The 23,001-nt window shown below is 74.3% G+C and carries 22 protein-coding genes and 1 riboswitch; of the genes, 14 read left to right on the forward strand and 8 right to left on the reverse strand.

Annotation, left to right across the window (positions count from 1 at the left end; all coding sequences use genetic code 11):
* Positions 1-31 precede the first annotated feature (31 nt).
* The 4 genes from ES689_RS15900 to ES689_RS10760 all read left to right on the forward strand — a co-directional run bounded on the left by ES689_RS15900 (position 32) and on the right by ES689_RS10760 (position 3,779).
* A complete protein-coding gene (locus tag ES689_RS15900) occupies positions 32-1,123 on the forward strand; it encodes an iron ABC transporter permease (RefSeq protein WP_146904110.1) in 1,092 nt (363 codons plus the stop codon).
* Positions 1,120-2,133 (forward strand): iron chelate uptake ABC transporter family permease subunit, encoded by a 1,014-nt coding sequence (locus tag ES689_RS10750; protein ID WP_146904113.1) that lies wholly within the window; start codon positions 1,120-1,122, stop codon positions 2,131-2,133. The genes ES689_RS15900 and ES689_RS10750 overlap by 4 nt, the downstream gene beginning before the upstream one ends.
* Positions 2,130-2,969, forward strand: a complete 840-nt coding sequence (locus ES689_RS10755; protein WP_146904116.1) for an ABC transporter ATP-binding protein — start codon at positions 2,130-2,132, stop codon at positions 2,967-2,969. Before ES689_RS10750 ends, ES689_RS10755 begins: the two co-directional genes overlap by 4 nt.
* Before the next feature lie 129 nt (positions 2,970-3,098).
* On the forward strand, positions 3,099-3,779 hold the full coding sequence (locus ES689_RS10760) for an SDR family oxidoreductase (protein ID WP_146904119.1): 681 nt from the start codon (positions 3,099-3,101) through the stop codon (positions 3,777-3,779).
* A gap of 29 nt (positions 3,780-3,808) precedes the next feature.
* Here the strand turns inward: ES689_RS10760 and ES689_RS10765 are convergent, their stop codons facing one another.
* A complete protein-coding gene (locus ES689_RS10765; protein WP_146904122.1) occupies positions 3,809-4,300 on the reverse strand; it encodes a MarR family winged helix-turn-helix transcriptional regulator in 492 nt (163 codons plus the stop codon).
* A gap of 238 nt (positions 4,301-4,538) precedes the next feature.
* Here ES689_RS10765 and ES689_RS10770 point away from each other — a divergent pair, with 238 nt between their 5' ends.
* From ES689_RS10770 to ES689_RS10800, 7 genes are read left to right on the forward strand one after another with little or no spacing between them, the layout of a single operon-like run.
* On the forward strand, positions 4,539-6,206 hold the full coding sequence (locus tag ES689_RS10770) for an ABC transporter substrate-binding protein (protein WP_146904125.1): 1,668 nt from the start codon (positions 4,539-4,541) through the stop codon (positions 6,204-6,206).
* A 3-nt stretch (positions 6,207-6,209) separates the two neighbouring features.
* On the forward strand, positions 6,210-7,163 hold the full coding sequence (locus ES689_RS10775; protein WP_146904128.1) for an ABC transporter permease: 954 nt from the start codon (positions 6,210-6,212) through the stop codon (positions 7,161-7,163).
* Positions 7,163-8,041, forward strand: a complete 879-nt coding sequence (locus ES689_RS10780; RefSeq protein ID WP_146904131.1) for an ABC transporter permease — start codon at positions 7,163-7,165, stop codon at positions 8,039-8,041. The genes ES689_RS10775 and ES689_RS10780 overlap by 1 nt, the downstream gene beginning before the upstream one ends.
* A 5-nt stretch (positions 8,042-8,046) precedes the next feature.
* The gene (locus ES689_RS10785; RefSeq protein WP_146904134.1) at positions 8,047-9,903 is read left to right on the forward strand and encodes a gamma-glutamyltransferase family protein; all 1,857 of its coding nucleotides are present in this window, start codon (positions 8,047-8,049) and stop codon (positions 9,901-9,903) included.
* Complete coding sequence (locus ES689_RS10790) at positions 9,887-11,602, forward strand: ABC transporter ATP-binding protein (RefSeq protein ID WP_146904137.1); 1,716 nt, start codon at positions 9,887-9,889, stop codon at positions 11,600-11,602. The genes ES689_RS10785 and ES689_RS10790 overlap by 17 nt, the downstream gene beginning before the upstream one ends.
* A gap of 60 nt (positions 11,603-11,662) precedes the next feature.
* Entirely contained in the window at positions 11,663-12,409 is a 747-nt protein-coding gene (locus tag ES689_RS10795; RefSeq protein WP_191330379.1) for a GntR family transcriptional regulator, read from the forward strand.
* Positions 12,406-13,344: an acetamidase/formamidase family protein gene (locus ES689_RS10800; RefSeq protein WP_223269537.1), complete on the forward strand. Its 939-nt coding sequence runs from the start codon at positions 12,406-12,408 to the stop codon at positions 13,342-13,344. The genes ES689_RS10795 and ES689_RS10800 overlap by 4 nt, the downstream gene beginning before the upstream one ends.
* A gap of 92 nt (positions 13,345-13,436) precedes the next feature.
* On the opposite strand, the gene ES689_RS10805 is transcribed toward ES689_RS10800, so the two are convergent.
* From ES689_RS10805 to ES689_RS10830, 6 genes are all read right to left on the reverse strand, one after another.
* The gene (locus ES689_RS10805; RefSeq protein ID WP_146904139.1) at positions 13,437-14,921 is read right to left on the reverse strand and encodes a hypothetical protein; all 1,485 of its coding nucleotides are present in this window, start codon (positions 14,919-14,921) and stop codon (positions 13,437-13,439) included.
* Between the two features lie 31 nt (positions 14,922-14,952).
* The gene (locus ES689_RS10810) at positions 14,953-15,819 is read right to left on the reverse strand and encodes an ABC transporter permease (protein ID WP_146904142.1); all 867 of its coding nucleotides are present in this window, start codon (positions 15,817-15,819) and stop codon (positions 14,953-14,955) included.
* On the reverse strand, positions 15,806-16,774 hold the full coding sequence (locus tag ES689_RS10815) for an ABC transporter ATP-binding protein (protein ID WP_223269538.1): 969 nt from the start codon (positions 16,772-16,774) through the stop codon (positions 15,806-15,808). The genes ES689_RS10810 and ES689_RS10815 overlap by 14 nt, the downstream gene beginning before the upstream one ends.
* Before the next feature lie 49 nt (positions 16,775-16,823).
* Positions 16,824-17,975 carry a sigma-E factor regulatory protein RseB domain-containing protein gene (locus tag ES689_RS10820; protein WP_146904148.1) on the reverse strand — a complete coding sequence of 384 codons (1,152 nt, stop codon included), beginning with the start codon at positions 17,973-17,975 and terminating at the stop codon, positions 16,824-16,826.
* A 258-nt stretch (positions 17,976-18,233) separates the two neighbouring features.
* Entirely contained in the window at positions 18,234-18,578 is a 345-nt protein-coding gene (locus ES689_RS10825) for an antibiotic biosynthesis monooxygenase (RefSeq protein ID WP_146904151.1), read from the reverse strand.
* Between the two features lie 65 nt (positions 18,579-18,643).
* The gene (locus ES689_RS10830; protein WP_146904154.1) at positions 18,644-19,126 is read right to left on the reverse strand and encodes an FBP domain-containing protein; all 483 of its coding nucleotides are present in this window, start codon (positions 19,124-19,126) and stop codon (positions 18,644-18,646) included.
* A gap of 80 nt (positions 19,127-19,206) precedes the next feature.
* Between ES689_RS10830 and ES689_RS10835 the strand changes: the two genes are divergently transcribed.
* Positions 19,207-20,094: a putative protein N(5)-glutamine methyltransferase gene (locus ES689_RS10835; protein ID WP_191330381.1), complete on the forward strand. Its 888-nt coding sequence runs from the start codon at positions 19,207-19,209 to the stop codon at positions 20,092-20,094.
* A 71-nt stretch (positions 20,095-20,165) separates the two neighbouring features.
* On the opposite strand, the gene ES689_RS10840 is transcribed toward ES689_RS10835, so the two are convergent.
* Positions 20,166-20,600: a hypothetical protein gene (locus ES689_RS10840; RefSeq protein WP_146904157.1), complete on the reverse strand. Its 435-nt coding sequence runs from the start codon at positions 20,598-20,600 to the stop codon at positions 20,166-20,168.
* A gap of 130 nt (positions 20,601-20,730) precedes the next feature.
* On the opposite strand from ES689_RS10840, the gene ES689_RS10845 reads away from it, so the two are divergent.
* Positions 20,731-21,186, forward strand: coding sequence for an SseB family protein (locus tag ES689_RS10845; RefSeq protein WP_146904160.1), 456 nt, complete (start codon positions 20,731-20,733; stop codon positions 21,184-21,186).
* A 144-nt stretch (positions 21,187-21,330) separates the two neighbouring features.
* A riboswitch (glycine riboswitch) is annotated at positions 21,331-21,435 on the forward strand.
* A gap of 234 nt (positions 21,436-21,669) precedes the next feature.
* Positions 21,670-22,971, forward strand: coding sequence for a glycine cleavage system aminomethyltransferase GcvT (gcvT, locus tag ES689_RS10850; protein ID WP_191330383.1), 1,302 nt, complete (start codon positions 21,670-21,672; stop codon positions 22,969-22,971).
* The last annotated feature ends 30 nt before the right edge of the window (positions 22,972-23,001 follow it).

Below are 23,001 nucleotides of genomic sequence, written 5' to 3' on the forward strand. Positions count from 1 at the left end.
ACCCAGGTGAGGTTAGCCTAAGCTCATCTGCATGGCGACCACCACCCCGCCCGGCGCCGTCCGGGCCCCGAGGGCCGCCGCCCGGACCCGCCGGAGGATCGCGGGGCTCGTCGTCGCGCTGGTCCTGCTCGCGGTCGCCCTCCTCCTCAGCCTCGCCGTCGGGGCCCGGCCCGTCGCGCTCGTCGACGTCGTCCAGGTCCTCCGCAGCCTGCTGCCCGGTGCCGGTGCCGGTGCCGGTGCCGCGGCGCCGGCAGGCGTCGAGCCCGCCGACGTCGCCGCCGTGCTCGACCTCCGACTGCCGCGCACCGCCGCCGCGCTCGTGGCCGGGGCCGGCCTCGGGGTCGCGGGTGCCGTCGTGCAGGCCGTCACCCGCAACCCCCTCGCCGACCCCGGCATCCTCGGCGTCACGGCGGGCAGCGCGTTCGCGGTGTCGATCGCCGTCGGCTTCGCCGGGGTCACGGCCGCGAGCGGCTGGATCTGGTTCTCGTTCGTCGGCGCGGCCCTCGCCGCGGTCACGGTCTCGCTGATCGGGGGAGCCGGCAGGTCCGGCGGCAGCCCCGCGCGGCTCACGCTGTCGGGCATCGCCCTGGGGGCCGTGCTGAGCGGGATCACCTCCTCCGTCGTCCTCGCCGACCCGCGCCGGTTCGACGCCGTCCGCGCCTGGGAGGTCGGCTCGCTGGCCGACCGCGGCTGGGGGCCCGTCGCGACCGTCGCCCCCTTCGTCGTGGTCGGCATCGTCCTCGCGCTGCTGGTCTCGCGTCCGCTCGACGCGGTGGCCCTCGGCGACGACCACGCCTCGTCCGTGGGCGTCTCGGTGCCCCTCGTGCGCGTGGCCGCCCTGGTCGTCGTGACCCTCCTGGCAGGAGGCGCGACGGCCGTGGTCGGGCCGATCGCGTTCCTGGGGCTGATGGTCGCGCACGCCGCCCGCGGCGTCGTCGGCGCCAGCCAGCCGTGGACGATCGGGCTCAGCGCCCTGCTGGGACCGGTGCTGCTGCTGCTGGCCGACGTGCTGGGGCGGGTCGTCGCGCCTCCGGGCGAGCTCGCCGCCGGTCTCGTCACCGCGGCGATCGGGGCGCCGGTGCTGATCGTCGTGGCCCGCCGCCTCCAGGGCGGCGCCCGGTGAGCGGCCTCGACCTCCGGCGCCGTCTCCGGCCCCGCGGACGCCGAGCCGTCGCCACCACTTCCCTCGCCGTCGCCGCCGTGGTGGTCGCGGTGCTCGCGCTCGGCCTCGGCGACTACCCGCTCAGCCCGCCCGAGGTGCTGCGAGCCCTGCTCGGAGGCGACGGCTTCGCCTCGACGATCGTGCTGCAGTGGCGGCTGCCCCGCGTGCTCGCCGCGCTGGTGTTCGGGGCCGCGCTGGGCGCCTCCGGGGCGGTGTTCCAGTCGCTGACGCGAAACCCCCTCGGCTCGCCCGACGTGATCGGCTTCTCGACCGGGGCGTACACGGGCGCGATCCTCGTGATCACGTCGGGCGCCGCCTCGGCGATCGGCACGGCGCTCGGCGCGCTGGCCGGCGGCCTCGCGACGGCGCTCGTCGTGTACCTGCTCGCCTGGCGCAAGGGCGTGCACGGGCTGCGGCTGATCATCGTCGGCATCGCCGTCACCGCCCTGCTGCACTCCGTGAACAGCTGGCTGCTGCTGCGGGCCCAGGCCGAGGTCGCCCTGTCCGCGTCGTTCTGGGGCGCCGGGTCGCTCGCCCTCGTCGGCTGGTCAGAGCTGCTGCCGGCCGGCGTGCTGATCGCGCTGCTGGCCGTGCTCGTCGCCGGCCTGGCACGGCCCCTCCGTCAGCTCGAGCTCGGCGACGACGCGGCCCGTGCCCACGGCCTCCGCGCCGAGGGCACGCGTCTCGCCCTCGTCGTGGTCGCCGTCGCGCTCACCGCGGTCGTCACGGCCAGCACGGGGCCGATCATCTTCGTCGCGCTCGCCGCTCCCCAGCTCGCCCGTCGGGTGGTGCGCTCGGCCGGGGTCCCCCTGCTCGGTGCCGCCCTGGTCGGGGGCCTGCTGCTGCTCGTCGCGGACGTCGTCGCCCAGCACGTCACCGCCACGCCCGTGCCCGTCGGCCTCGTCACGCTCGTGATCGGCGGCGCCTACCTGATCAGCCTGCTCGTCGCAGAATCCCGGAGGACCCGGTGACCGATCCCGTCACGCCCGACCCGCTCACGCCCGGCGCCGCCGCGGCCGGCGCCGCCACGCCGCGTCTCGCCGCTCGCGGCGCTCACCTCGCGTACGACCGCCGCACCGTCTCGCGGTCGATCGACGCCGAGGTCCGCGACGGCTCTTTCACCGTGATCGTCGGGCCGAACGCCTGTGGCAAGTCGACCCTCCTGCGGGCCTTCTCGCGCCTCCTCGCCCCTCGGTCCGGAGCCGTGCTGCTCGACGGGCGCGACCTCGCGGGGGTCCCCGCCAAGGAGGCAGCACGCACCGTGGGCCTGCTGCCCCAGTCGTCGACGGCCCCCGAGGGCATCACCGTGGCAGAGCTCGTGTCGCGGGGCCGGTACCCGCACCAGGGCATGTTCCGGCAGTGGTCGGACGCCGACCGCTCGGCCGTCGCCGCCGCGCTCGCCGAGACGGACCTCGTCGACCTGGCCGAGGTGCCGGTCGACGAGCTGTCGGGCGGTCAGCGACAGCGCGTGTGGGTGGCCATGGCGCTGGCGCAGCAGACGTCGGTGCTGTTGCTGGACGAGCCCACCACGTACCTCGACGTGGCCCACCAGTACGACCTGCTCGACCTCTTCGCCCGCCTGCACGAGCAGGGGACGACCGTCGTCGCCGTGCTGCACGACCTCGCCCAGGCCGCGCGCTACGCGACCGACCTGATCGTGATGCGCGACGGCGAGGTGGTCACGACGGGCGCGCCGGCCGACGTGCTCACGGCCGAGCTGGTCGAGAGCGTCTTCGACCTGCCGTGCCTCGTGGTGCCCGACCCCGTGACCGGGACGCCCCTCGTCGTGCCGCGCCGGCGGCGCTGAGGCGCGAGAAACCTCCGCGACAGCGACAAGGCGGCGCGGCGTCCTGCGTCGTCTTGTCGCTTCCGCGTCTCCTGGCGGTCGGGTGGTGCCGCCGGGCGGGTGCGCGGGAGCCGCGCGTACGCTCCGGGCATGACCGATCTGCAGGGAGCCGTCGTGCTCGTCGCCGGGGCGTCGGGCGGCCTCGGCTCCCGGATCGCCGCACAGCTGTCCGACCAGGGAGCCGTCGTCGTGCGCGCCGGCCGCGCCGGAGGCGCGTTGACCGGGCCCGACGCCTACGTCGCCGACCTCCGCGAGCCGGGCGGCGGAGCCTCGCTCGTCGCCGCGGCGCTCCAGGCCCACGGTCGACTCGACGGCATCGTGGTCGCGGCGGGCGTGGTCGGCTTCGGGCCCGCGGACGCCGTCAGCGACGAGGCGCTCGAGGAGCTGGTCCAGACGAACCTGCTGGCGCCCGTCCGGCTGCTCCGCGACGCGTCGGAGGCGCTCGCCGCGTCCGCCGCCGCGGGCCGCGAGCCGTTCGCCGTCACGATCAGCGGGGTCGTCGCCGAGTCGCCGACCGCGGGCATGGCCGCGTACTCCGCGGCCAAGGCGGGCCTCGCGGCCTGGGTGAGCGCCGCCTCCCGCGAGTTCAGGAGGCGCGGCGTCCGCCTCGTGGACGCGCGTCCCGGGCACACGGAGACCGGGCTCGCGACGCGCCCGATCACCGGCGAGGCGCCGAGCTTCCCGAACGGGCTCGACCCCGACGCCGTCGCGGCGCGGATCGTCCGGGCGATCGTCGACGGCGAGAAGGACCTGCCCAGCACCAGCTTCTGACCGCGGCGTCGGGGCTGGTCCGTCGGGGATCAGGCGAAGCCGGTGCCGAGCTCGCGCAGCAGGTCGGCCAGTTGGTCGCGCTGCTGACGCGTGAGCGACCCGAGCGGCGAGTGCTCGGCCTCGAGCAGGTCGAGCATGGCCTGGTCGACGAGCTCGACGCCCGTCTCCGTGATGCGGATCAGCGCGGCACGCCCGTCGCGCGGGTCGGCGCGCCGCTCGACGAGGCTCCGCTCGACGAGGCGGTCGAGCCGGTTCGTCATCGTGCCGCTCGTGACCATGGTGGCCGTGACGAGGTCCTTGGGGCTGAGCTCGAAGGGATCGCCCGCCCGGCGCAGGGTCGACAGCACGTCGAACTCCCAGATCTCGAGGCCGGAGCGCCGGAACGCCTCGGCGCGCACGCGGTCGAGCCGGCGGGAGATCCGGCGAAGTCGTGAGAAGACGTCGAGCGCTGCGAAGTCGATGTCGGGTCGCACGCGCGCCCAGGCGTCGATGATCAGGTCGACCTCGTCGTTGGTGTTCACGCAGCAGTCCTCTCGGGCAGGGGGCACGTCCGATCATGCCCCTCGAAGGTGCGGGTCGCCTCGACGCCGCCCCGCAGAGCCGGCGACGCCGTCCGGCCACGCCCGCCGGCCCGACCGCCGCAGCCCCCTCGTCCGGGGCACGTTTTACACACCCGTAACAAGTTGTATACAAGAGCGCGCCGTCGGGCCTGATTGCATTCAATCCACTCCCTCCCGCACCCCGAGCATCGGATCACACATGCCCTCGACCTCGCTCTCCCCGCGATCAGCCGCCCGGCGTCGCGCGCTCACGCTGCCGGCCGCAGCCCTCGGCATCGTCCTCGTCGCGACCGGGTGCCAGCAGGTCCAGACGGCCGACACCGCCGCCACGAGCAGCCGCGAGGACGTCTCGACCGCCCCGATCGGCGACAAGGCGATCGTCGAGGGCGGCGACCTCGTCATGGCGCTCTCGGCGGAGCCCGACCGGCTCGACCCCACCACCTCCTCGTCCCTCTACACGCGCTACGTGATGGAGACGATGTGCCAGAAGCTCTACGACATCGACGCTGACGGCGCCATCGTGCCGATGCTCGCGACCGAACTGCCCGACGTGAGCGAGGACGGGCTCACCGTCACGTTCCCGGTGCGCACCGACGCCGTGTTCGCCGACGGCACCCCGCTCGACGCGGAGGCGGTCGTCACCACCCTGCAGCGCGGCCTCGACAAGGACGACTCGTCGCGCCGCAGCGAGCTCGGCCCGATCACCGGCATCTCGGCGGTCGACGACGAGACCGTCGAGGTCACCTACTCCGAGCCGTTCGCCCCGCTGACCGCGGCCCTGGCCGACCGTGCGGGCATGGTCATGTCGCCCACGGCGCTCGCCTCGGCCGGCGACGCGTTCGGCGACGCCCCCGTCTGCGTCGGCCCGTACAAGTTCGTCGAGCGCGTGCCGCAGACCTCGATCACCGTCGAGCGCGACCCGCTCTACTACGACGCCGAGTCGGCCCACTTCGACACGATCACGTACCGCATCATCACCGACGCGAGCATCCGTGCGGCGAACCTCCAGTCGGGCGACGTGCAGGTCGCCGACTCGATGTCGACGCAGGACGTCGGCACGCTGAAGGAGGACGACTCGCTCACCGTGCTCGAGGTCGGCTCCCTCGGCTACCAGGGCCTCACGGTCAACATCGGCAACCAGGACGGCATCGGAACCGAGCCCGTGCAGCTCGACGGCCCGCTCGCGAGCAACGCCGCGGTGCGCCAGGCGCTGTCGATGTCGATCGACCGCGAGGCGCTCGTGAAGACCGTCTTCGGCGGCCTCTACGACCCGGCCTGCTCGCCGATCTCGCCGAGCAGCCCCTTCGCCACCGACGCGAGCGACGCCTGCCCCGACTACGACCCGGAGGCGGCGCTGCAGATGCTCGAGGACGAGGGCGTCGAGACGCCCCTCGCGATCGACATGCAGGTGAGCAACAACCCGGACACCGTGCGCTTCGCCCAGGCGCTGCAGGCCCAGGTCGCCGAGGGCGGCTTCGAGCTGACCATCACCCCCGTCGAGTACTCGACCCTGCTCGACGTGCAGACCGAGGGCGACTTCGAGGCGCTGCAGCTCGGCTGGTCGGGCCGCATCGACCCGAACGGCAACATGGTCAACTTCCTGTCGACCGGCGCCGGCAACAACTACAGCGGCTACGGCGACGACGAGGTGGACGAGCTGCTCAGCGACGCCGCCTCGACGACCGACGTCGACGAGCGGGCGGAGCTCTACGGCCAGGTCGTCGAGAAGGTGCAGGAGGACTCGCCGATCATCTACCTGTACCGCGTGCGCAGCCTCACCGCGCTGTCGAACGACATCGCCGGCGTCTCCACCTTCGCCGACGGCGTCGTGCGCCTCAGCACCGCCGCCTTCGTCGAGGCCGACTGAGCCATGGCGCGCTACCTCCTCACCCGCCTGTGGCAGTCGGCGGTGACGCTCGTGCTCGCCTCCGTCGTGGTCTTCGTCGGCGTCCGGCAGCTGCCGGGCGACCCTGCCCTCGCCCTGGCGGGTGAGGAGGCCAGCCCGCAGCAGGTCGCGGCCATCCGCGCCGACCTCGGGCTCGACGACCCGCTCGTCGTGCAGTACCTCCGCTTCGTCGCGGCGTTCCTCCGGGGCGACCTCGGCCAGTCCACCCGGACCGGCACCCCCGTCGCCGACCTCATCGGCGCGACCCTGCCGGTCACCCTGTGGCTGGCGCTCTACGCCATCGTCGTGGCCGTGCTCGTCGGCGTCGCCCTGGGCGTCGTCGCCGAGCGCTGGCGCGGCCGCTGGCCCGAGTGGATGGCCAACGCCGCCGCCCTCGTCGGCCTGAGCGTGCCGAACTTCTGGCTCGGCATCCTCGCCATCCTGTGGCTGGCCGTCGGGCTGGGGATCTTCCCTGCCTCCGGGTACGTCCCCGTCACCGAGGACCCGTGGCAGGCGCTCGTGCACCTGACCCTGCCGGCGCTCATCCTCGGCACCTCCCTCGCCGCCGTGATCATGCGGCAGACGCGGGCCTCGATGATCGAGACGATGACGACGGACTACGTCCGCACGGCCCGCGCCAAGGGCCTCGGGCGGGGCCGCGTGCTGCTCCGCTACGGGCTCCGCAACTCGATGATCGTCGTCGTGACGATCGTCGGCCTGCAGCTCGGAGGGCTGATCTCGGGCGCCGTCGTGACCGAGCGCATCTTCGCCCTGCCGGGCTTCGGCAAGCTCACCCTCGACGCGGTCTTCACCCGCGACTACCCGGTCGTCCAGGCCGTCGTGCTCGTCATCACGCTCGGCTACATCCTGATCAACCTCGTCGTCGACGTGCTCTACAGCGTCCTCAACCCGCGCATCCGAGTCGGAGGAGCCTCCTGATGACCGTCCTCGTGCCCCCCTCCCACGAGCTCGGCTCCGACCGGGGCCGCGTCTGGGGCCAGCTGCGCCGCAACAAGCTCGGCGTGACCGGCGGCGTGATGCTGCTCGTCGTCCTCGTCGCGGGGATCGCCGCCCCGCTCATCGCGCCGTACGGCCCGGCCGAGGTGCACTTCGACGCCCCGTTCCAGCTGCCCGGCACGATCGGGTACCTGCTCGGCACCGACGACCTCGGCCGCGACATCCTCTCGCGCACGGTCTACGGCATCCGCGTCTCGCTCGTCGTCGGCGTGCTCAGCGTCGTGCTGGCCGTCGTCGTCGGCACCCCGCTCGGGCTGATCGCCGGCTACTGGCGCTGGCTCGACGCGATCGTGTCGCGCCTGACCGACGTGATGCTCGCGTTCCCGTTCCTCATCATCGCCGTGGCGCTCGCCGCCATCAGCGGGCCGAGCCTCGGCAACGCGGTGGTCGCGCTCGGCATCGCGCAGATCCCCACCATGATCCGCGTGGTGCGCGGCGAGACGATGCGCATCCGCTCGACCGACTTCGTGCTGAGCGCCCGCACCATGGACGCGACCGGGCTGCGGGTGATCTTCGCCCACGTGCTGCCGAACTGCGTCTCGGCGATCATCGTCCAGGCGACGGTCATCATGCCGGTCGCGGTCATCGGGGAGGCGCTGCTGTCGTTCCTGGGGCTCGGCATCCAGCCGCCGACGGCCAGTCTGGGCATCATGCTCTCCGACGCGCAGCAGTATCTCTCGAACGCCCCGTTCGCCGCCGTCGTCCCGGGCCTCGCCATCGCCGTCATCTGCCTCGGCTTCAACCTCGTCGGCGACGCGCTCCGCGACGCCCTCGACCCGACCTCCCGCGAACGGACCTGATCCTCGTGACCTACACCGCACCTCCCGCGTTCACCACCCGGCCCGACCTGCGCGGCACCTTCGGCATGACCGCCTCGACGCACTGGCTCGCGACGGCCTCGGCCCAGTCGGTGCTCGAGCGCGGCGGCAACGCGTTCGACGCGGCGGTCGCCGGCGCGTTCGTGCTGCACGTCGTCGAGCCGCACCTCAACGGGCCGGGCGGCGACATGACGGCGGTGTTCGCGACGGCCGACGAGCCGGGCCGACCCGTCGTCCTGATGGGGCAGGGGCCGGCCCCCGCCGGCGCGACGGTCGAGCACTACCGCACCGAGGGACTCGACCTCGTCCCGGGATCGGGCGCCCTCGCCGCGGCCGTGCCCGGCGCGGTCGACGCGTGGCTGCTCCTGCTCCGCGACCACGGCACCTGGGAGCTCGCCGATGTGCTCGCCTACGCGATCGGCTACGCCCGGGACGGGCACCCGATCACCGCGCGGGTGACCGAGACGATCGGCGCGGTCGCCGGGCTGTTCGCCGAGCACTGGCCCACCTCGGCCGACCGGTGGCTCGTCGACGGCGCCCCGCCGGCCCCCGGCGAGATGGTCGTGAACGAGGCGTACGCACGGGTGCTCGACAGGCTCGTGGCCGCGGGGGGCGCGGACCGCCGTGCCCGTGTCGACGCCGCGCGCACCGAGTGGGCCGAGGGCCTCGTCGCGACCTCGATCGACGCCTTCGTGCGGACGCCGCACCGGCACTCGACGGGAGGCGACCACGCGGGCGTGATCCGCGCCTCCGACCTGGCGGCGTTCCGCGCCTCGACCGAGGAGGCGACGACCGTCGAGTTCCGCGGCCACGTCGTCGCGAAGACCGGCGCCTGGGGGCAGGGCCCGGCCCTGCTGCAGGTGCTGGCGATGCTCGATCCGCTGCCCGACGAGCTGCTCGACCCCTCGACCGTCGAGGGCGCGCACACGATCGTCGAGGCGCTGAAGCTCGCCATGGCCGACCGCGAGGCCTGGTACGGCGACGGCGACGTGCCCCTCGACCGCCTGCTGTCGGCGGAGTACGCCGCCGAGCGCCGCGCGCTGATCGGGTCGACCGCGTCGCACGAGCTGCGTCCGGGCGAGGCCGGGGGCGCAGGAGGCGCGGGCCGCCTCCCGACGCTCCGCACCGACGACGAGGTGGCCGGCCCCGGCGCCGGCGTGGGGGAGCCCACCGTCGGCTCGTTCTCCGCCGCCGTGCCGGTCGACGACGCCCGTCAGCCGGGTGCCGAGCCCGACGTCGCGCCGACCGGCGAGACCCGTGGCGACACCTGCCACATCGACGTGGTCGACCGCTGGGGCAACGTCGTCTCGGCGACGCCCTCGGGCGGCTGGCTGCAGTCGTCGCCGACGATCCCCGAGCTCGGCTTCTGCCTCGGCAGCCGCCTCCAGATGAGCTGGCTCGAGGAGGGCACCGCCTCGACGCTCGAGCCCGGTCGTCGCCCTCGCACCACCCTGACGCCGACGCTGGTGCTGCGCGACGGCCGGCCGCTGGTCGCCCTCGGCTCGCCCGGCGGGGACCAGCAGGACCAGTGGCAGCTCCTCTACCTGCTGCGCACGATCGTCGGCGGCTGGACCCCGCAGCAGGCGATCGACGCCCCGGCCCTGCACACGACGTCGTTCCCCGGCTCGTTCTGGCCGCGCACCTGGACTCCGGGCGGCGTCGTCGTCGAGGACCGCCTCGGCGACGAGCTCATCGCCGGCCTCGAGGCCCGTGGCCACGTCGTCACCCGCTCGGGAGACTGGTCGCTCGGCCGGCTGTCGAGCGTCACCCGAGACCCCGAGACCGGCGTGCTGGGCGCCGCCGCCAACCCCCGAGGAGCACAGGCCTATGCCGCAGGACGCTGAGACGCCGACCACGAACACGACGGCGACCGTGAGCGCCAGCACCAGCACCAGCACCAGCAGCTCGAGCCCGGCTGCCGCGCCCCTGCTCGCCGTCCGCGGCCTGCGGGTCGCGTTCGGCGACCGCGACGTCGTGCACGGGGTCGACCTCGACGTGGCGCGCGGCGAACGCGTCGCGATCGTCGGCCAGTCCGGCTCGGGCAAGTCGACGGTCGTCGCGGCCGTGCTGCAGCTGCTGCCCGGCGCCGGGCACGTCACGGGCGGCACGGTGCACCTGGGCGGCGACGAGCTGACGGGGGCCGGGGAGGCGCGGATGCGCTCGGTGCGCGGCGCCCGAATCGGCCTCGTACCGCAGGACCCGTCGACGAACCTCAACCCCTCGATGACCGTCGGGGCGCAGATCGCGGACGCCCTGCGCGCGGGCGGGGCGCGCGGCCGGGCCGCCGTCGGCCGACGCGTCGTCGAGCTGATGACCGAGGCCGGCATCCCCGAGGCCGACCGGCGGGCGGGTCAGTACCCGCACGAGTTCTCCGGCGGCATGCGCCAGCGCGTGCTGATCGCCGTGGCCCTCGCCCGCGACCCCGAGCTGCTCATCGCCGACGAGCCGACCAGCGCTCTCGACGTGACGGTGCAGCGGCAGATCCTCGACCACCTGCAGACGCTGGTCGACGCTCACGGCACGTCGCTGCTCTTCATCACGCACGACCTCGGCGTCGCGGCCGACCGGACCGACCGCATCGTCGTCATGCTCGACGGGCGCGTCGTCGAGCAGGGCACGCCGCGGCAGATCCTGCTCGACCCGCAGCACGAGTACACGAAGCGCCTGGTCGCCGCGGCGCCGACCGTGGCCGCCGCCGCGGCGCTGCGGGCCGAGGAGCCCGTCGGCGACGGGCAGCAGGGGGCCGAGGAGGTGCGGGCCGACCCGATCCTGGTCGTGACCGACCTCGTGAAGGAGTACCGCCTCCGAGGCCGTCGGGGCGAGACCGTGCGGGCGGTCGACGGCATCTCGTTCGAGGTCCCACGCGGCACGACCACCGCGGTCGTCGGCGAGTCGGGCTCGGGGAAGACGACGCTGTCCCGGATCGTGCTGGGGATCGAACCGGCCACGTCGGGCTCCGCCCTCATCGACGGCGAGGGCATCACCGCCAGCCGCGGCGCCGCCCGCCGCGCCCTGCGCCGCCGCGTGCAGCCGGTCTTCCAGGACCCGTACGGCTCGCTCGACCCCACCTACAGCGTCGAGCGGCTGATCGACGAGCCCCTGCGCATCTTCGGGGTCGGCGACCGCGCCGGCCGCCGTGCGCGGGTCGCGGAGCTGCTCGACCAGGTGGCGCTGCCGCGATCGGTCGCCCAGAGCAGGCCGAACGAGCTGTCGGGCGGTCAGCGCCAGCGGGTGGCCATCGCCAGGGCGCTCGCGCTCGAGCCCGAGCTGCTGATCTGCGACGAGGCCGTCTCGGCCCTCGACGTGCTCGTGCAGGAGCAGATCCTCGAGCTGCTCGCCGAGCTGCAGGGCCGCCTCGGGCTCAGCTACCTGTTCATCACGCACGACCTCGCCGTGGTGCGCCAGATCGCCCATAGTGTGGTGGTGATGCGACGCGGTCGCATCGTCGAGCGGGGCAGCGTCGACGACGTCTTCCTCGCCCCGACGGACGAGTACACCCACCACTTGCTAGGAGCGATCCCCGGTGCCAGCCTCGCTGTCTGAGCGACCTCGTCGGACGGGTCGCATCCCGTCCCGTCCTGTCGCCTCCTCCGGGTCACGACCGTGCTGAGCGTCGTCGACGCCGTCCGCGCGGACATCGTGCAGGGGGTGCTCCAGCCGGGCACGCGCATCACGGAGGCGGCGCTCGCCGAGCGCTACGGGGTCTCCCGGGTGCCGGTGCGCGAGGCGCTCCGCGGGCTCGAGGCGGAGGGGTTCGTCGAGTCCCGGCCGAACGTCGGGTCGCGGGTGGCCGAGATCCCGTTCGACGAGGCCGACGACCTCTTCGCGGTCCGGGAGGCGCTCGAGATCTCGACCGCTCGTCGCGCCGCGGGTCGGGCCAGGGCGCGGTTCGGCGGAGGGGGCGGCGAGGGCGGCGGAGCCGGAGCCACAGCCGGCGGCGCGGACGACGACTGGCACCGGGTGCGGCAGTCGCTCGAGCAGCTGCTCGACGAGGGCGACGCGGCAGTGGTCGCCGGCGACCTCGATCGCCTGGTCGACCTGAACGAGCGGTTCCACATCGGCATCGCCGAGCTGAGCCGCAGCAGGACGCTCGCGACGCTCCTGCGCCAGCTGTCGCGCAAGATCGAGTGGCTCTACGCCCTCGACGAGTTCTCGCGCGGCAAGCGCCTCTGGCCCGACCACCGGGTCATCCTGGCCGCCATCGACGCAGGCGACGCCGACCGGGCGGCCGAGCTGATGGGTCGGCACGTGCGCGAGTCCCGCGTCGGGTACCTCGGCCGGACGGCCCCCGCCGAGGTCGTCGAGCAGCTGCGCGCGGCGCCCGTGCCGACGGCGGGAGGCGCCGCGTGACCCGCCCCGTGACCCGACACCGGCTCGATGCGGGTCCCGGGACGACGAACGACGTGTACTCCCGCGACCACGCGCCCGTGCTGACCGTCGATCCGGGCGACGAGCTCGTCGTCGACTCGCTCGACGCGTCGGGGCATCTCGAGCGCCAGCGGACGCCCGGCGAGCTGCGGCCGCGCCTGTTCGCCGAGGCGCGCGGCCACGCGCTCACCGGTCCCGTCGCCGTCCGGGGCGCGCGCCCCGGCCAGATGCTCGGGGTGACGTTCGTCGACCTGCGGCCGGGGGAGTGGGGCTGGACGGTCGCGGGCGGCCGCGAGACCCCCGTCACCACCAGGCTCGGCCTGGCCGACGTCCCGCCCGCCTGGCTGCTCTGGGAGATCGACGCCGACGCCGGCGTCGCCACCGAGAGCCGGGGGCTCGCCGTGCCGACCGCGCCGTTCCTCGGGGTGACGGGCGTCGCACCCGCCGAGCCCGGCGAGCACTCCACCACGCCGCCGCGCACGACGGCGGGCGGCAACGTCGACTGCCGCGAGCTCGTGGCGGGGTCGACTCTGTGGCTGCCGGTGCAGGTCGACGGCGCTCTCCTCTACCTCGGCGACGGCCACGCGGCCCAGGGCGACGGCGAGGTCGGCGGCACGGCGATCGAGTGCCCGATGACGACGGAGGTGCGGATCGAGCTGGTCGACGAGCGCCCGCTCCCGAGCGTGCACGCCGAGACCCCCGCGGGGCGGATCACCTTCGGCTTCGACGCCGACCTCGACGTGGCGACGGGCGACGCCCTCGACGCGATGGTGACGTGGCTGGCGGCCCTGCTCGACGTCGACCGCGCGACCGCCCTCGCCTTCGCGAGCGCCGTCGTCGACCTGCGCGTGACGCAGGTGGCGAACCAGACGTGGGGCGTGCACGCCCTGCTGCCGACCGGCGCGCTCGGCCTCTGAGACCGGCCGGCGCGCTCGGCCTCTGAGACCGGCCGGCGCGCTCGGCCTCCGAGACCGGCCGCCGCCTCCTGCCGGGAGGGGCCGACCGCCTCCTACTGGTACGTCACGAGGTCGGGCACCGGCGAGACCTCGGTCATCGTCTGCTCGGGCGTGAGCATCGGCTCGTCCTCGTCGTAGAAGTTCTTCCAGCCCCAGGCGACCTCGGGAGCGCCGTCGTGCAGCGCCCGCCAGGTGGCCTGCTTGTCGGGCTGGGAGCCCTGGCCGTCGACGTGCACCAGCGTCGTGAGCTCGGGGCGGCTCAGGTCGATCGCGGCGCGGTCGCGCAGCATGCTCGACCGGAACTGGTGCAGCACGAACAACTTGGGCGGCAGCGAGTGTGCGTCGACGAGGTCGGCCAGCCAGGTCGAGACGGCGTTCACCTCGGAGGCGTCGACCCCGCCGATCTGCCGCAGCGGCACCTGGTCCGGTGCCAGACGCCACTCGGGGTCGAGCGCGAGGCCGACGTTCGGCTCGGTGAGCAGCGACTCGTACCGGCGAGCCTGCGTCAGGAAGTCGGTGCGCCCCGGCTGCAGGTCGAGCACGACGTACTGCCCGGCCGCGGCCGCGGCCTGGACGTACGGGCGCAGCCGCTCGGGGTCGAGCTCGTTCGAGTAGTCGCCGTCCGGGCCGGCGTCGCCTGCCGCCACCGTGGCGATGAGCTCGAGCATGGGCACGACGGGCCGGTCGGACGAGGCCTGGTAGCTCGCCGCAGTGTCGGCCGCGCGCTGCACCGTGGCCGGGACGTCCTGTTCGCCCAGCACTCCGAGCGCCGAGGTGCCGGGGGCCCCGTAGAGGGCGACGAACCGTCGGTCGGGGAAGATCCGCTGCCCGCCACCGGGCAGCTCGGTGCCCGAGCGCGCTGCGGTGACCGACCACTCGAGGTGTGGCCGATCGGCGAAGGCGGAGCCGACGACCAGGGTGCCGTCCGCCTCGGAGGCGCCCATCGCGCTCACGACGGAGGCGTCCTGCTGCAGGTCGGTCACGCCCTCCGGCAACGGCAGCACCTCGGCACCGGCGGCCCGGGCGGTCGCCACCGCCGCCGCGTCGTCGGTGCCCGAGACGACGACGAGCGTCGACGAGTCGGCCTCGGGGTCGCCCGACGGCTCCAGGTCGGCCGCCGGCACGACCTCCGCGTCGTCGACGTCGACGGGGACGGCGTCCTCCGACGTGCTCCCGCCCACCGTCGCCACGGTCGTCGCGCCGAGGCGGTCGACCTCGGCGGAGACGTCGACGCCCGCTGCGGCCAACAGCACGGGCACACCGATGCGCTCGCCCTGCTCAGCCGCCTCGGCGACGTCGTCCGGGTCGTCGGCCGGCGCGAGGACGACGACCGGCGAGCTGCGCCACAGCACGCGGCTGGTCTCGACGGCCCTCTCGGCGGCGGTGCCGGACGCGGCCGTGGTGACCGCCGCCTCCGGCGTGACCGCCGTGAGCTGGACCGTCTCACGATCGGGGGGCGACGTCGTGCACGCCGTGACGGTCAGCAGAGCAGCGGCGGCCAGCGCTGCTGCGGGCAGGAGACGGAGTCGGGAGGTCACCGATCCACGGTAGACGGAACCGCCGACGTGCTCAGCTCAGGACGTCCTTCGTCGTGAAGCGGCCGAGCGCGAGAGCGCCGAAGACGGCGATGTATCCCGCCTGGAGCAGGGCGTTGTCGGCGAAGTTGCTCCACGAGACCGGATCGCGCAACAGATCGGCGAAGCCGAGCCAGTAGTGGGTGAACAGCCACGGGTCCAGGAAGTCGAGCTGCGGCAGCGCGTCGACGATCTGGGCCACGGTCGAGAGGACGATGGTCGCCGCCATCGCGCCGACCGGCACGCTCGTGAGCGTCGAGGCGAACAGCCCGATCGCGCTCAGCCCCAGCAGCGAGATGGTGACGTAGAGGGCCATCAGCAGCATCCGGCCTGCGTAGTCGCCGAGTCCGATCGTCTGGCCCGAGAGCAACGTGACCGGCCCGACGGGGAAGAGGGCCGCTCCCGCGATCGCTCCGACGACGACCACCACGAGGGTGCCGACGAGGCAGAACAGGGCGGCCCCGGCGTACTTCACGAGCAGGAGGCGCACCCGGCCCACCGGGGTCACGAGCAGGTACCGCAGGGTGCCGAGGCTCGCCTCGCCCGCGACGGTGTCGCCCGCGACGACGCCCACGGTCAGCGGCAGGAAGAGCGGGATGGCGACGGTGAGGGCGGTGAGCGAGACGAACAGGCCGTTCTGCGTGATGTCCCCGAGGAAAGCGGGGCCGCGACCGCCCGAGCCCGCGTCGTCGGTCGTCACGCGGACCGCGACTGCGAGGAGGATCGGGATCAGGGCGAGCGCGGCCAGCAGGGCGATGGTCCGCACACGGCGGAACAGGACGACGACCTCGCTGCCGAGCAGCGCCAGGCCCGAGCCGCGTCGGTCTGGCGTCCCGGACGGGATCGGTTCAGCCGGCGACATCGAAGCCCTCTCCTGTCAGGTCGACGAAGCGGTCCTCGAGGCTCGCGCCCGACACCTCGAAGCCGCGGACCCGGACGTCGGCGGCCACGAGCGCCGAGACGATCGCCTCGGGGGCGAGGCCCTCGACCGCCAGGTCGGCCTCGACGTGCGCCCCCTCTGCCGGGGCAGAGCCGCCCGAGGGCGACTCGTCGGGCGCGAGCCCCAGCCGCACGAGGACGTCGCGGGCGAGCTCGGGATCAGGAGTGAGCAGCCGCACCCGGTGCGTGCCGAGCGCGCGGAGGTCGCCGAGGGTGCCCTGAGTGAGCAGCCGGCCTGCACTCATGACGCCGATGTGCGTGCACATCTGCTCGACCTCGGCCAGCAGGTGGCTCGACACCAGCACGGTCGTGCCGTCGTCGGCCAGCGAGCGGATCAGGCCCCGCACCTCCCTCGTGCCCTGCGGGTCGAGACCGTTGCTCGGCTCGTCCAGCACGAGCAGGTCGCGCGGCATCAGCAAGGCGTTCGCGATGCCGAGGCGCTGCTTCATGCCGAGGGAGTAGGCGTGGGCCTTCTTGTCGGCAGCGTGCCCCAGGCCGACACGGTCGAGGGCAGCCGCGACGCGGGCCTTCCGGGTGGTGCCCGGAGCGCGACGGTCGCCGGAGTCGAGGCGCATCAGGTTCGCCCGGCCGGAGAGGAACGGGTAGAACGCCGGCCCTTCGACCAGCGCGCCGACGCGGGGCAGCACGTCACGGGCCCGGTCGGGCATCGCGCCGCCGAGCACCCGGATCGAGCCGCTCGTCGCGCTCGTGAGGCCGAGCAGCATCCGGATCGTCGTCGTCTTGCCCGAGCCGTTCGGGCCCAGGAAGCCGTAGACGCTGCCGCGCGGCACGGCGAGGTCGAGCTCGGACACGGCCTGCTGACGTCCGAAGGTCTTGCCGAGGCCGGTGGTCTGGACGGCGAGGCCGTCGTCCGGCACCGGATCAGCCCCGTGGGTCACTGCGCCCGTCGCTCACTGGACCTGTCGCTCACTGCGCCGCGACGGCTGCCCGGAGGGCGTCCGCGTCGACGGCGCCCGCCCAGACACGACCGTCGTCGCCGACGAACACGGAGACGAGCGAAGTCTGCAGCACCTTGCCGCCGTCGACCGGCGTGAGCACCTGGTCGAACAGGGCCGAGCTGTCGTCGGACGCCTCCCCCGTGGGCGCGGACTCGTTCTCCGAGGAACCGTCCGAGGCGCCCGCCGCGGGGGCCACGCCCATGATCGTGCTCCAGCCGGAGCCGAGCACGGTCTTCGCCGGCGCCTGACCGCCGGCGTGGTGCGCCCGAGCGTCGTCGCCCGTGGGTGTGGGCACCTCGGTCACGTCAGCCTCTGCGGGCGGCGTGAAGGAGAAGACGTCGGAGGAGGGGGCCCTGAAGTCCACGGAGGTGAAGCCGATCGAGACGGCCGGGTCGGCCTGGCCCTTCGCGGCGACGACGACCTTGAGAGGGACGCCCGTCTCGGAGTCGACGGTCAGCGTCGCGCTGCCGACGAGAGTCGCGGAGTCGTCGGGCGTGAGGGCGACCTGGTAGGCGGTGCGGCCGGCGACCTTCACGTTGTCGGTCGCGGTGACGGTCGTGGAGGGCTCGACGGCGGAGAGCAGGGCCGAGGCGAGCTCGGCCGGGGTCTGGGGCACGGCGGTGCCGTCCGGCAGGGCGGTGGGGATCTCGGTGCCGCTCGCGTCGGGCAGCGTCAGGTGCGCCGCCTCCTTCGACTCGGAGTCCCAGGTCCAGACGCTGTCGCCGTCGCGCACGACGTCTCGCTCGGCCAAGTCGTCGATGACCTGCACGCGCTGCTTGTCCGTGCCGTCGACGAAGACCTTCGCGGTGTGGCTGCCGGTCAGCAGCTCGAGGGCGTCGCTCGTCGCGTCGCCGGCTCCGCCCTGGCCCTGGAAGCCCGACACGTCGGGCAGCCCGAGGTCGCTCGTCTGCTCGACCGTCCCCGAGAACGAGGCGCCGGAGCTCGACGCGGCGAGCTCGAGCACCTGCTGGGGGGTCTTCTCGGGGAGGACGACTTCGGCGTTCGCGGCCATCGAGGGCACGACGATGCCGGCGGCCACGACCGCGGCCGGGACGACCACGGCGGGGATCCAGCGAGCCGATCGGGATCGTGTCGACGGGGTGCGTGCTGCCTTGTCCATGGTGTCCTGTGCCTCTCGTGGCGGCTCGGGGCGGGTCGCGACTGGTCGGCAGCGTACGTGCCGAGCCTGGAGACCACTGGGAAGGAGGGGGGACGTCACTCGACGTCGAGCGACAGCCCTGCGGCTGCTCGGTGGCGTGGTGCACCTGCGCGACCGGCCGCGGCACCGGGCCGCCTCACGTGACACCCCGAAGTGGACGATGCACCCCGACACATCGGGGTGCATCGTCCACTCGAGGGTGCGGGGCGAGCGCCGCGGCTAGAGCTCGACGACCTCGAACTCGAGCAGGTCGGCACCGGAGGCGACCGGGCGGCGCGGCGCCTCGGCGCCCTCGCCGCGCTGGCCCGCCTGCGGGCCGTGGCCGGCCGGAGGGCCGGCGTGCGCGGCGGCCGCCCCGTTCGCCTGCCAGTCCTGGAAGGACTGCTCGTCGGCCCAGGTCGTCACGACGAAGTAGCGCGTGTCTCCCGACACCGGGCGGAGGAGCTGGAAGCCCTCGAAGCCGGGAGCGCCGTCGACGGAGTGCTTGCGGGCGGCGAAGCGGGACTCGAGCTCGGAGCCGGAGCCCTCGGGGACGTGGATGGCGTTGATCTTGACGACGGACACGGTGCGACTCGCTCTCGTTCGGCCCGGCGGGGTGCCCGGCGAGGGATGGCGGAAGGGGTTCGGTGCTAGGCGGTCTTCATGACGTTCGTGGTGAAGCCCTGCACGCGCTCGGCGAGGCCGGAGGCGCGGCGCTCGATCTGCTCGGGAGGGTTGAGGTGCGGAGGCGCGACCCTGATGAGCAGGGAGCACGCCAGGTCTTCGCAGATGTAGGTGCCGATCGTGTCGCCGTTGGCGCCGGCGTCGCCCGCCTTGGGCGCGCTGAAGAGGCGCACCTGCGTCGCGGGCTGGGGCGAGTGGCAGAGCGAGCACATGGCGGCGATGCCGGGCCGCAACGACGAGCCGGCGGAACGGACGACGAGCCCGACCGGCCGGTCGTCCATCCAGTGCACGATGTAGCCGCGCTGGTGCGCCTGCGGGTCGCGCCAGCCCAGGAACTCCCGGTCGTCCCAGAGCATCTCGTGCAGGCCGGGGATGGGGAGCCGGTCGAGGTCGCCCGGCAGGGCGTTCACGAACGACTCACGGATGTCGGTCTCGGTCAGCGGCTTCATGATCGAGGCGAGCCTACGCGTCGCCGCCGACAGCGCGTCGTGACCGTCTCGCCCCGGCGTGCGGCCCCTACGCTGGCCCCGTGGTCGACAGGACGGCGGGGCACGGGGAGCCAGGTCCCGACGAAGAGGTGGTGGTCGCGCGCCTGAGGGCGGCCGGCTGCGTCTTCGCGGAGGACGAGGCGCGCCTCCTGCTCGAGGCGGCGACCGGGTCGGACCTCGCGGCGCTCGTCGCCCGACGGGCGGACGGCGAGCCGCTCGAACAGGTGCTCGGCTGGGCGGCCTTCGACGGGCTCCGCCTCGTCGTCGAGCCGGGCGTCTTCGTGCCGCGACGCCGCACCCAGCTGCTCGTGCGGCTGGCCGACGCGGCGCTCGCCGGCGCCGGGCCCGACGACGCGGTGCCGGTCGTCGTCGAGCTGTGCTGCGGGGTGGGTGCGGTCGCGGCTGCGCTGCTCCGCCGGCGCCGCCGGCTCGACGTGGTCGCCGCCGACCTCGATCCCGTCGCCGTGCGCTGCGCCCGCCGCAACCTCGGCGAGCGGGCGACGGTCGTCGGGGGCGACCTCTTCGCCGAGCTCCCCGCACGGCTGCGCGGCCGGGTGGACGTCCTGGTCGCGAACGCGCCGTACGTGCCGACGGCCGCCATCGCGACGATGCCGCCCGAGGCCCGCCTCCACGAGTCCGTCCTCGCCCTCGACGGCGGGGCGGACGGCCTCGACCTGCACCGTCGGATCGCCGCAGGGGCGACGGAGTGGCTCTCGCCGACGGGCACCCTGCTGATCGAGACGAGCGAGCGCCAGGCCGGGGCCACGGCCGCCCTGTTCGCGGCGGTGGGCCTCGTCACGGCCGTCGAGCGCGCCGACGACCTCGACGCGACCGCCGTCAGCGCGACCCGACTGCGGCCTGACCTCCTGGTGCGGCGGGCCGAGTGGTCAGCAACTGTCCCGGGACCCGGCGGGAAGGACGACTCCTGACCACTCGACGGCCGGTCGATGCCCGGACGACGACGGGGGTCGGGCTGGCTGGTGCGGCGGGAGGGGAGGGCCTAGATGTCGACCGGCGAGACGAGGTCGACCACGGGCGACTCCGGCGTCCCCGAGATCTCGCAGGTGAAGGCGGCCTCGACCCGACCGTCGGCGAGGTGCCCGAAGCGCACCTCCGCGAGGGCGCCCGTGTCGGAGTCGCGCACGTCCGCCGCCTCGTAGGCCCAGACGTCGTCGAGCGACGGCAGGTCGGGGTACTCGGCCCGGACCGCGGCGACGCAGGCGTCCCAGGCGGGCGGCGCCTCGTGCGCCTCGGCCGTCGACGGCGCAGGGGGAGTCGTGGTGGGCAGCGGCGTCGCGGTCGCGTCGGGCCCCGTGGTCGTGACGACCGTCGGCGTGCCCGCGGCGCCCGGTTCGGAGTCGGTCCCGGCGCAGCCTGCCAGCAGGAGCGTCACGGCGAGGGCGGCGGTGACCAGCGAGGCGGTCTTGGTGGGCACGGAGCGCTCCAGTGTGACGGGACGGGCGACGGCGGGCGCCGGCGGAGGTCGAGGACGCAAGACTAACCGGAACACGGCGCAGGCCGACCGCACGGAGGCGCCGTGGAGGTCGACGGTGCAAGCTGGACGGATGACCGCTACAGAGAACCGCGAACCGACCGCCCTCGAGCAGGCCATCAGCAAGGGACAGGCAGGAGAGGGCGACATGAACGCCGTCCTCGCCGAGTTTGTCAACGCGCAGGTCGTCGTCGCCACGGCCGTCGACGCGCAGGACAGCCTGAACGACCTGCAGCCGGTGCTGTTCGACCGAGAGGGCACGCCCATGCTGGCTGCCTTCACCCACTCCGACATGATCGGCGAGCAGGTCAAGGGCGTCGCCGGGTTCCAGGCCACGATCCCCGCCGCCGAGCTCGTCCAGGCGATCCCCGCGCAGACCGGGCTGGTCGTCAACCCCGGCAACAGCGAGGGCTTCGAGATGCTCCCCGAGGGCGTCGCGCAGCTGGCGAACGACGTGCGAGAGCTCGTCGCGGCGCACCAGGCTGCCGGTTCGCCCGAGCCCGGCCAGCCTGAGCAGCCTGCCTCCTAGTCCGAGGCCCCCCAGGCCCCCAGGCACGGAGACACCCGGCCGCCCCGACCGTCCACGACGGCCGGGGCGTTCGTCGTCCCGTCCCGAAACACCGCTGTCACATGCCCGCTGTAGGGTGAGCGACACAACAGAACACCGGGCCACGAACACGTCGCGGGAGAGCCCCGGAGCGCACGCAGGTGCGCCGCCGGGCACCGAAGGAGCAAGCTCCCCGCCAATCTCTCAGGTACCGCGTACCGCGACGGACTGGCCACTCTGAAAAGCAGGAGGCACCTGCAGGAGGCGCGCGAGCGTCGCCGGCACAGCCTCCTCGCCCACGGTGAAAGTCGGCCCCCGTGGCCGGCGAAGCTCTCAGGCCCATGACAGAGGGGGTGCACGATCGCGGCTCTGCCGTGCCGTGCGCGTCCCCGTCGTGCAGGTGCTGCACGACGCCGATCCCGGCCGAGTCACCTGGTGCCGGGCCGTTCCCCCAGGAGTCCGCAGATGTCCGACGCATCCTCGAACCTGCCCGCCGCCCCCGGCCCCGCCCCCGGCCCCGACGACGCCGAGCTGCGCGACGGCGACGCCCCGGCGACCGGCGACCTGCCCCTCGCGGGCGACGGCACGGAGGGCGTCGCGACCGCCGACGGCGCACCCCTCGACCTCGTGGACGCGGTCGACGCCGAGACCGTCGCCGACGAGCAGGAGGAGCGTCTCAGCCCCCTGCACGACGTCCACGTGGCGGCCGGCGCCAGCTTCACCGACTTCGCCGGCTGGCAGATGCCGGTCCGCTACAGCTCCGACCTGGCCGAGCACCACGCGGTGCGCACGGCGGCCGGGCTGTTCGACCTCTCGCACATGGCCGAGATCGCCGTCGTCGGTCCCGACGCGGGGTCGTTCCTCGACGCGGCGCTCGCAGGGACGCTCTCGACGATCGCGGTGGGCCGGGCCAAGTACTCGCTGCTGCTCAGCCCCGAGGGCGGCATCGTCGACGACCTGGTCGTCTACCGCCTCGACGAGCACGACTACCTCGTCGTCGCCAACGCCTCGAACCGCGACGCCGCATTCGGCGCCCTGGCCAGCCGGGCGCACGGCTTCGACGTCACGGTCGACGACGAGAGCGACGACACCGCGCTCATCGCGATCCAGGGCCCCGAGGCCGAGGGCGTGCTCGACGAGCTCGTCACCGCCGACCGCCTGCAGCCCGACGCGCCCCTGTCGACCCTGCGCTACTACCGCGTGCTCCAGGGCACGTTCGACGACGCCCCCGTGCTGATCGCCCGCACCGGCTACACGGGAGAAGACGGCTTCGAGCTCTACCTCGCCCCCGAGCTCGCCCCCGAGCTGTGGGGCGCCCTGGCCGAGGCCGGCGGCCCGCGCGGCCTCGTCCCTGCCGGGCTCGCCAGCCGCGACACGCTGCGCCTCGAGGCGGGCATGCCGCTCTACGGGCACGAGCTCGGCCTCGACGTGCGACCTGCGCAGGCCGGCCTCGGCCGCGTCGTCGACACCTCGAAGGAATTCGTGGGGAGGGCGGGCGTCGATCCCGCCCCCGAGGCGCGCGTGCTCGTCGGCCTGGCCCTCGAGGGTCGCCGCGCCGCCCGCGCCGGCTACCCGGTCGTGACCGACGACGGCACGGTGGTGGGCGAGGTGACGAGCGGCGCCCTCTCGCCGACCCTCGGGCACCCCGTCGCCATGGCGTTCGTCGACCCCGACGTCGTCGACCGCGGCCCCGCTCTGGCCGTCGACGTCCGCGGCACCGCGATCCCCGCGTCGGTCGTGTCGCTGCCCTTCTACAAGCGCTCCTGACCTGCCCCCGCACGACCGCCTCCTCGGCTC

Origin of the sequence: Frigoribacterium sp. ACAM 257 (assembly GCF_007954365.1) — a bacterium.
In the GTDB taxonomy this organism is placed as follows: Bacteria; Actinomycetota; Actinomycetes; order Actinomycetales; family Microbacteriaceae; genus Frigoribacterium.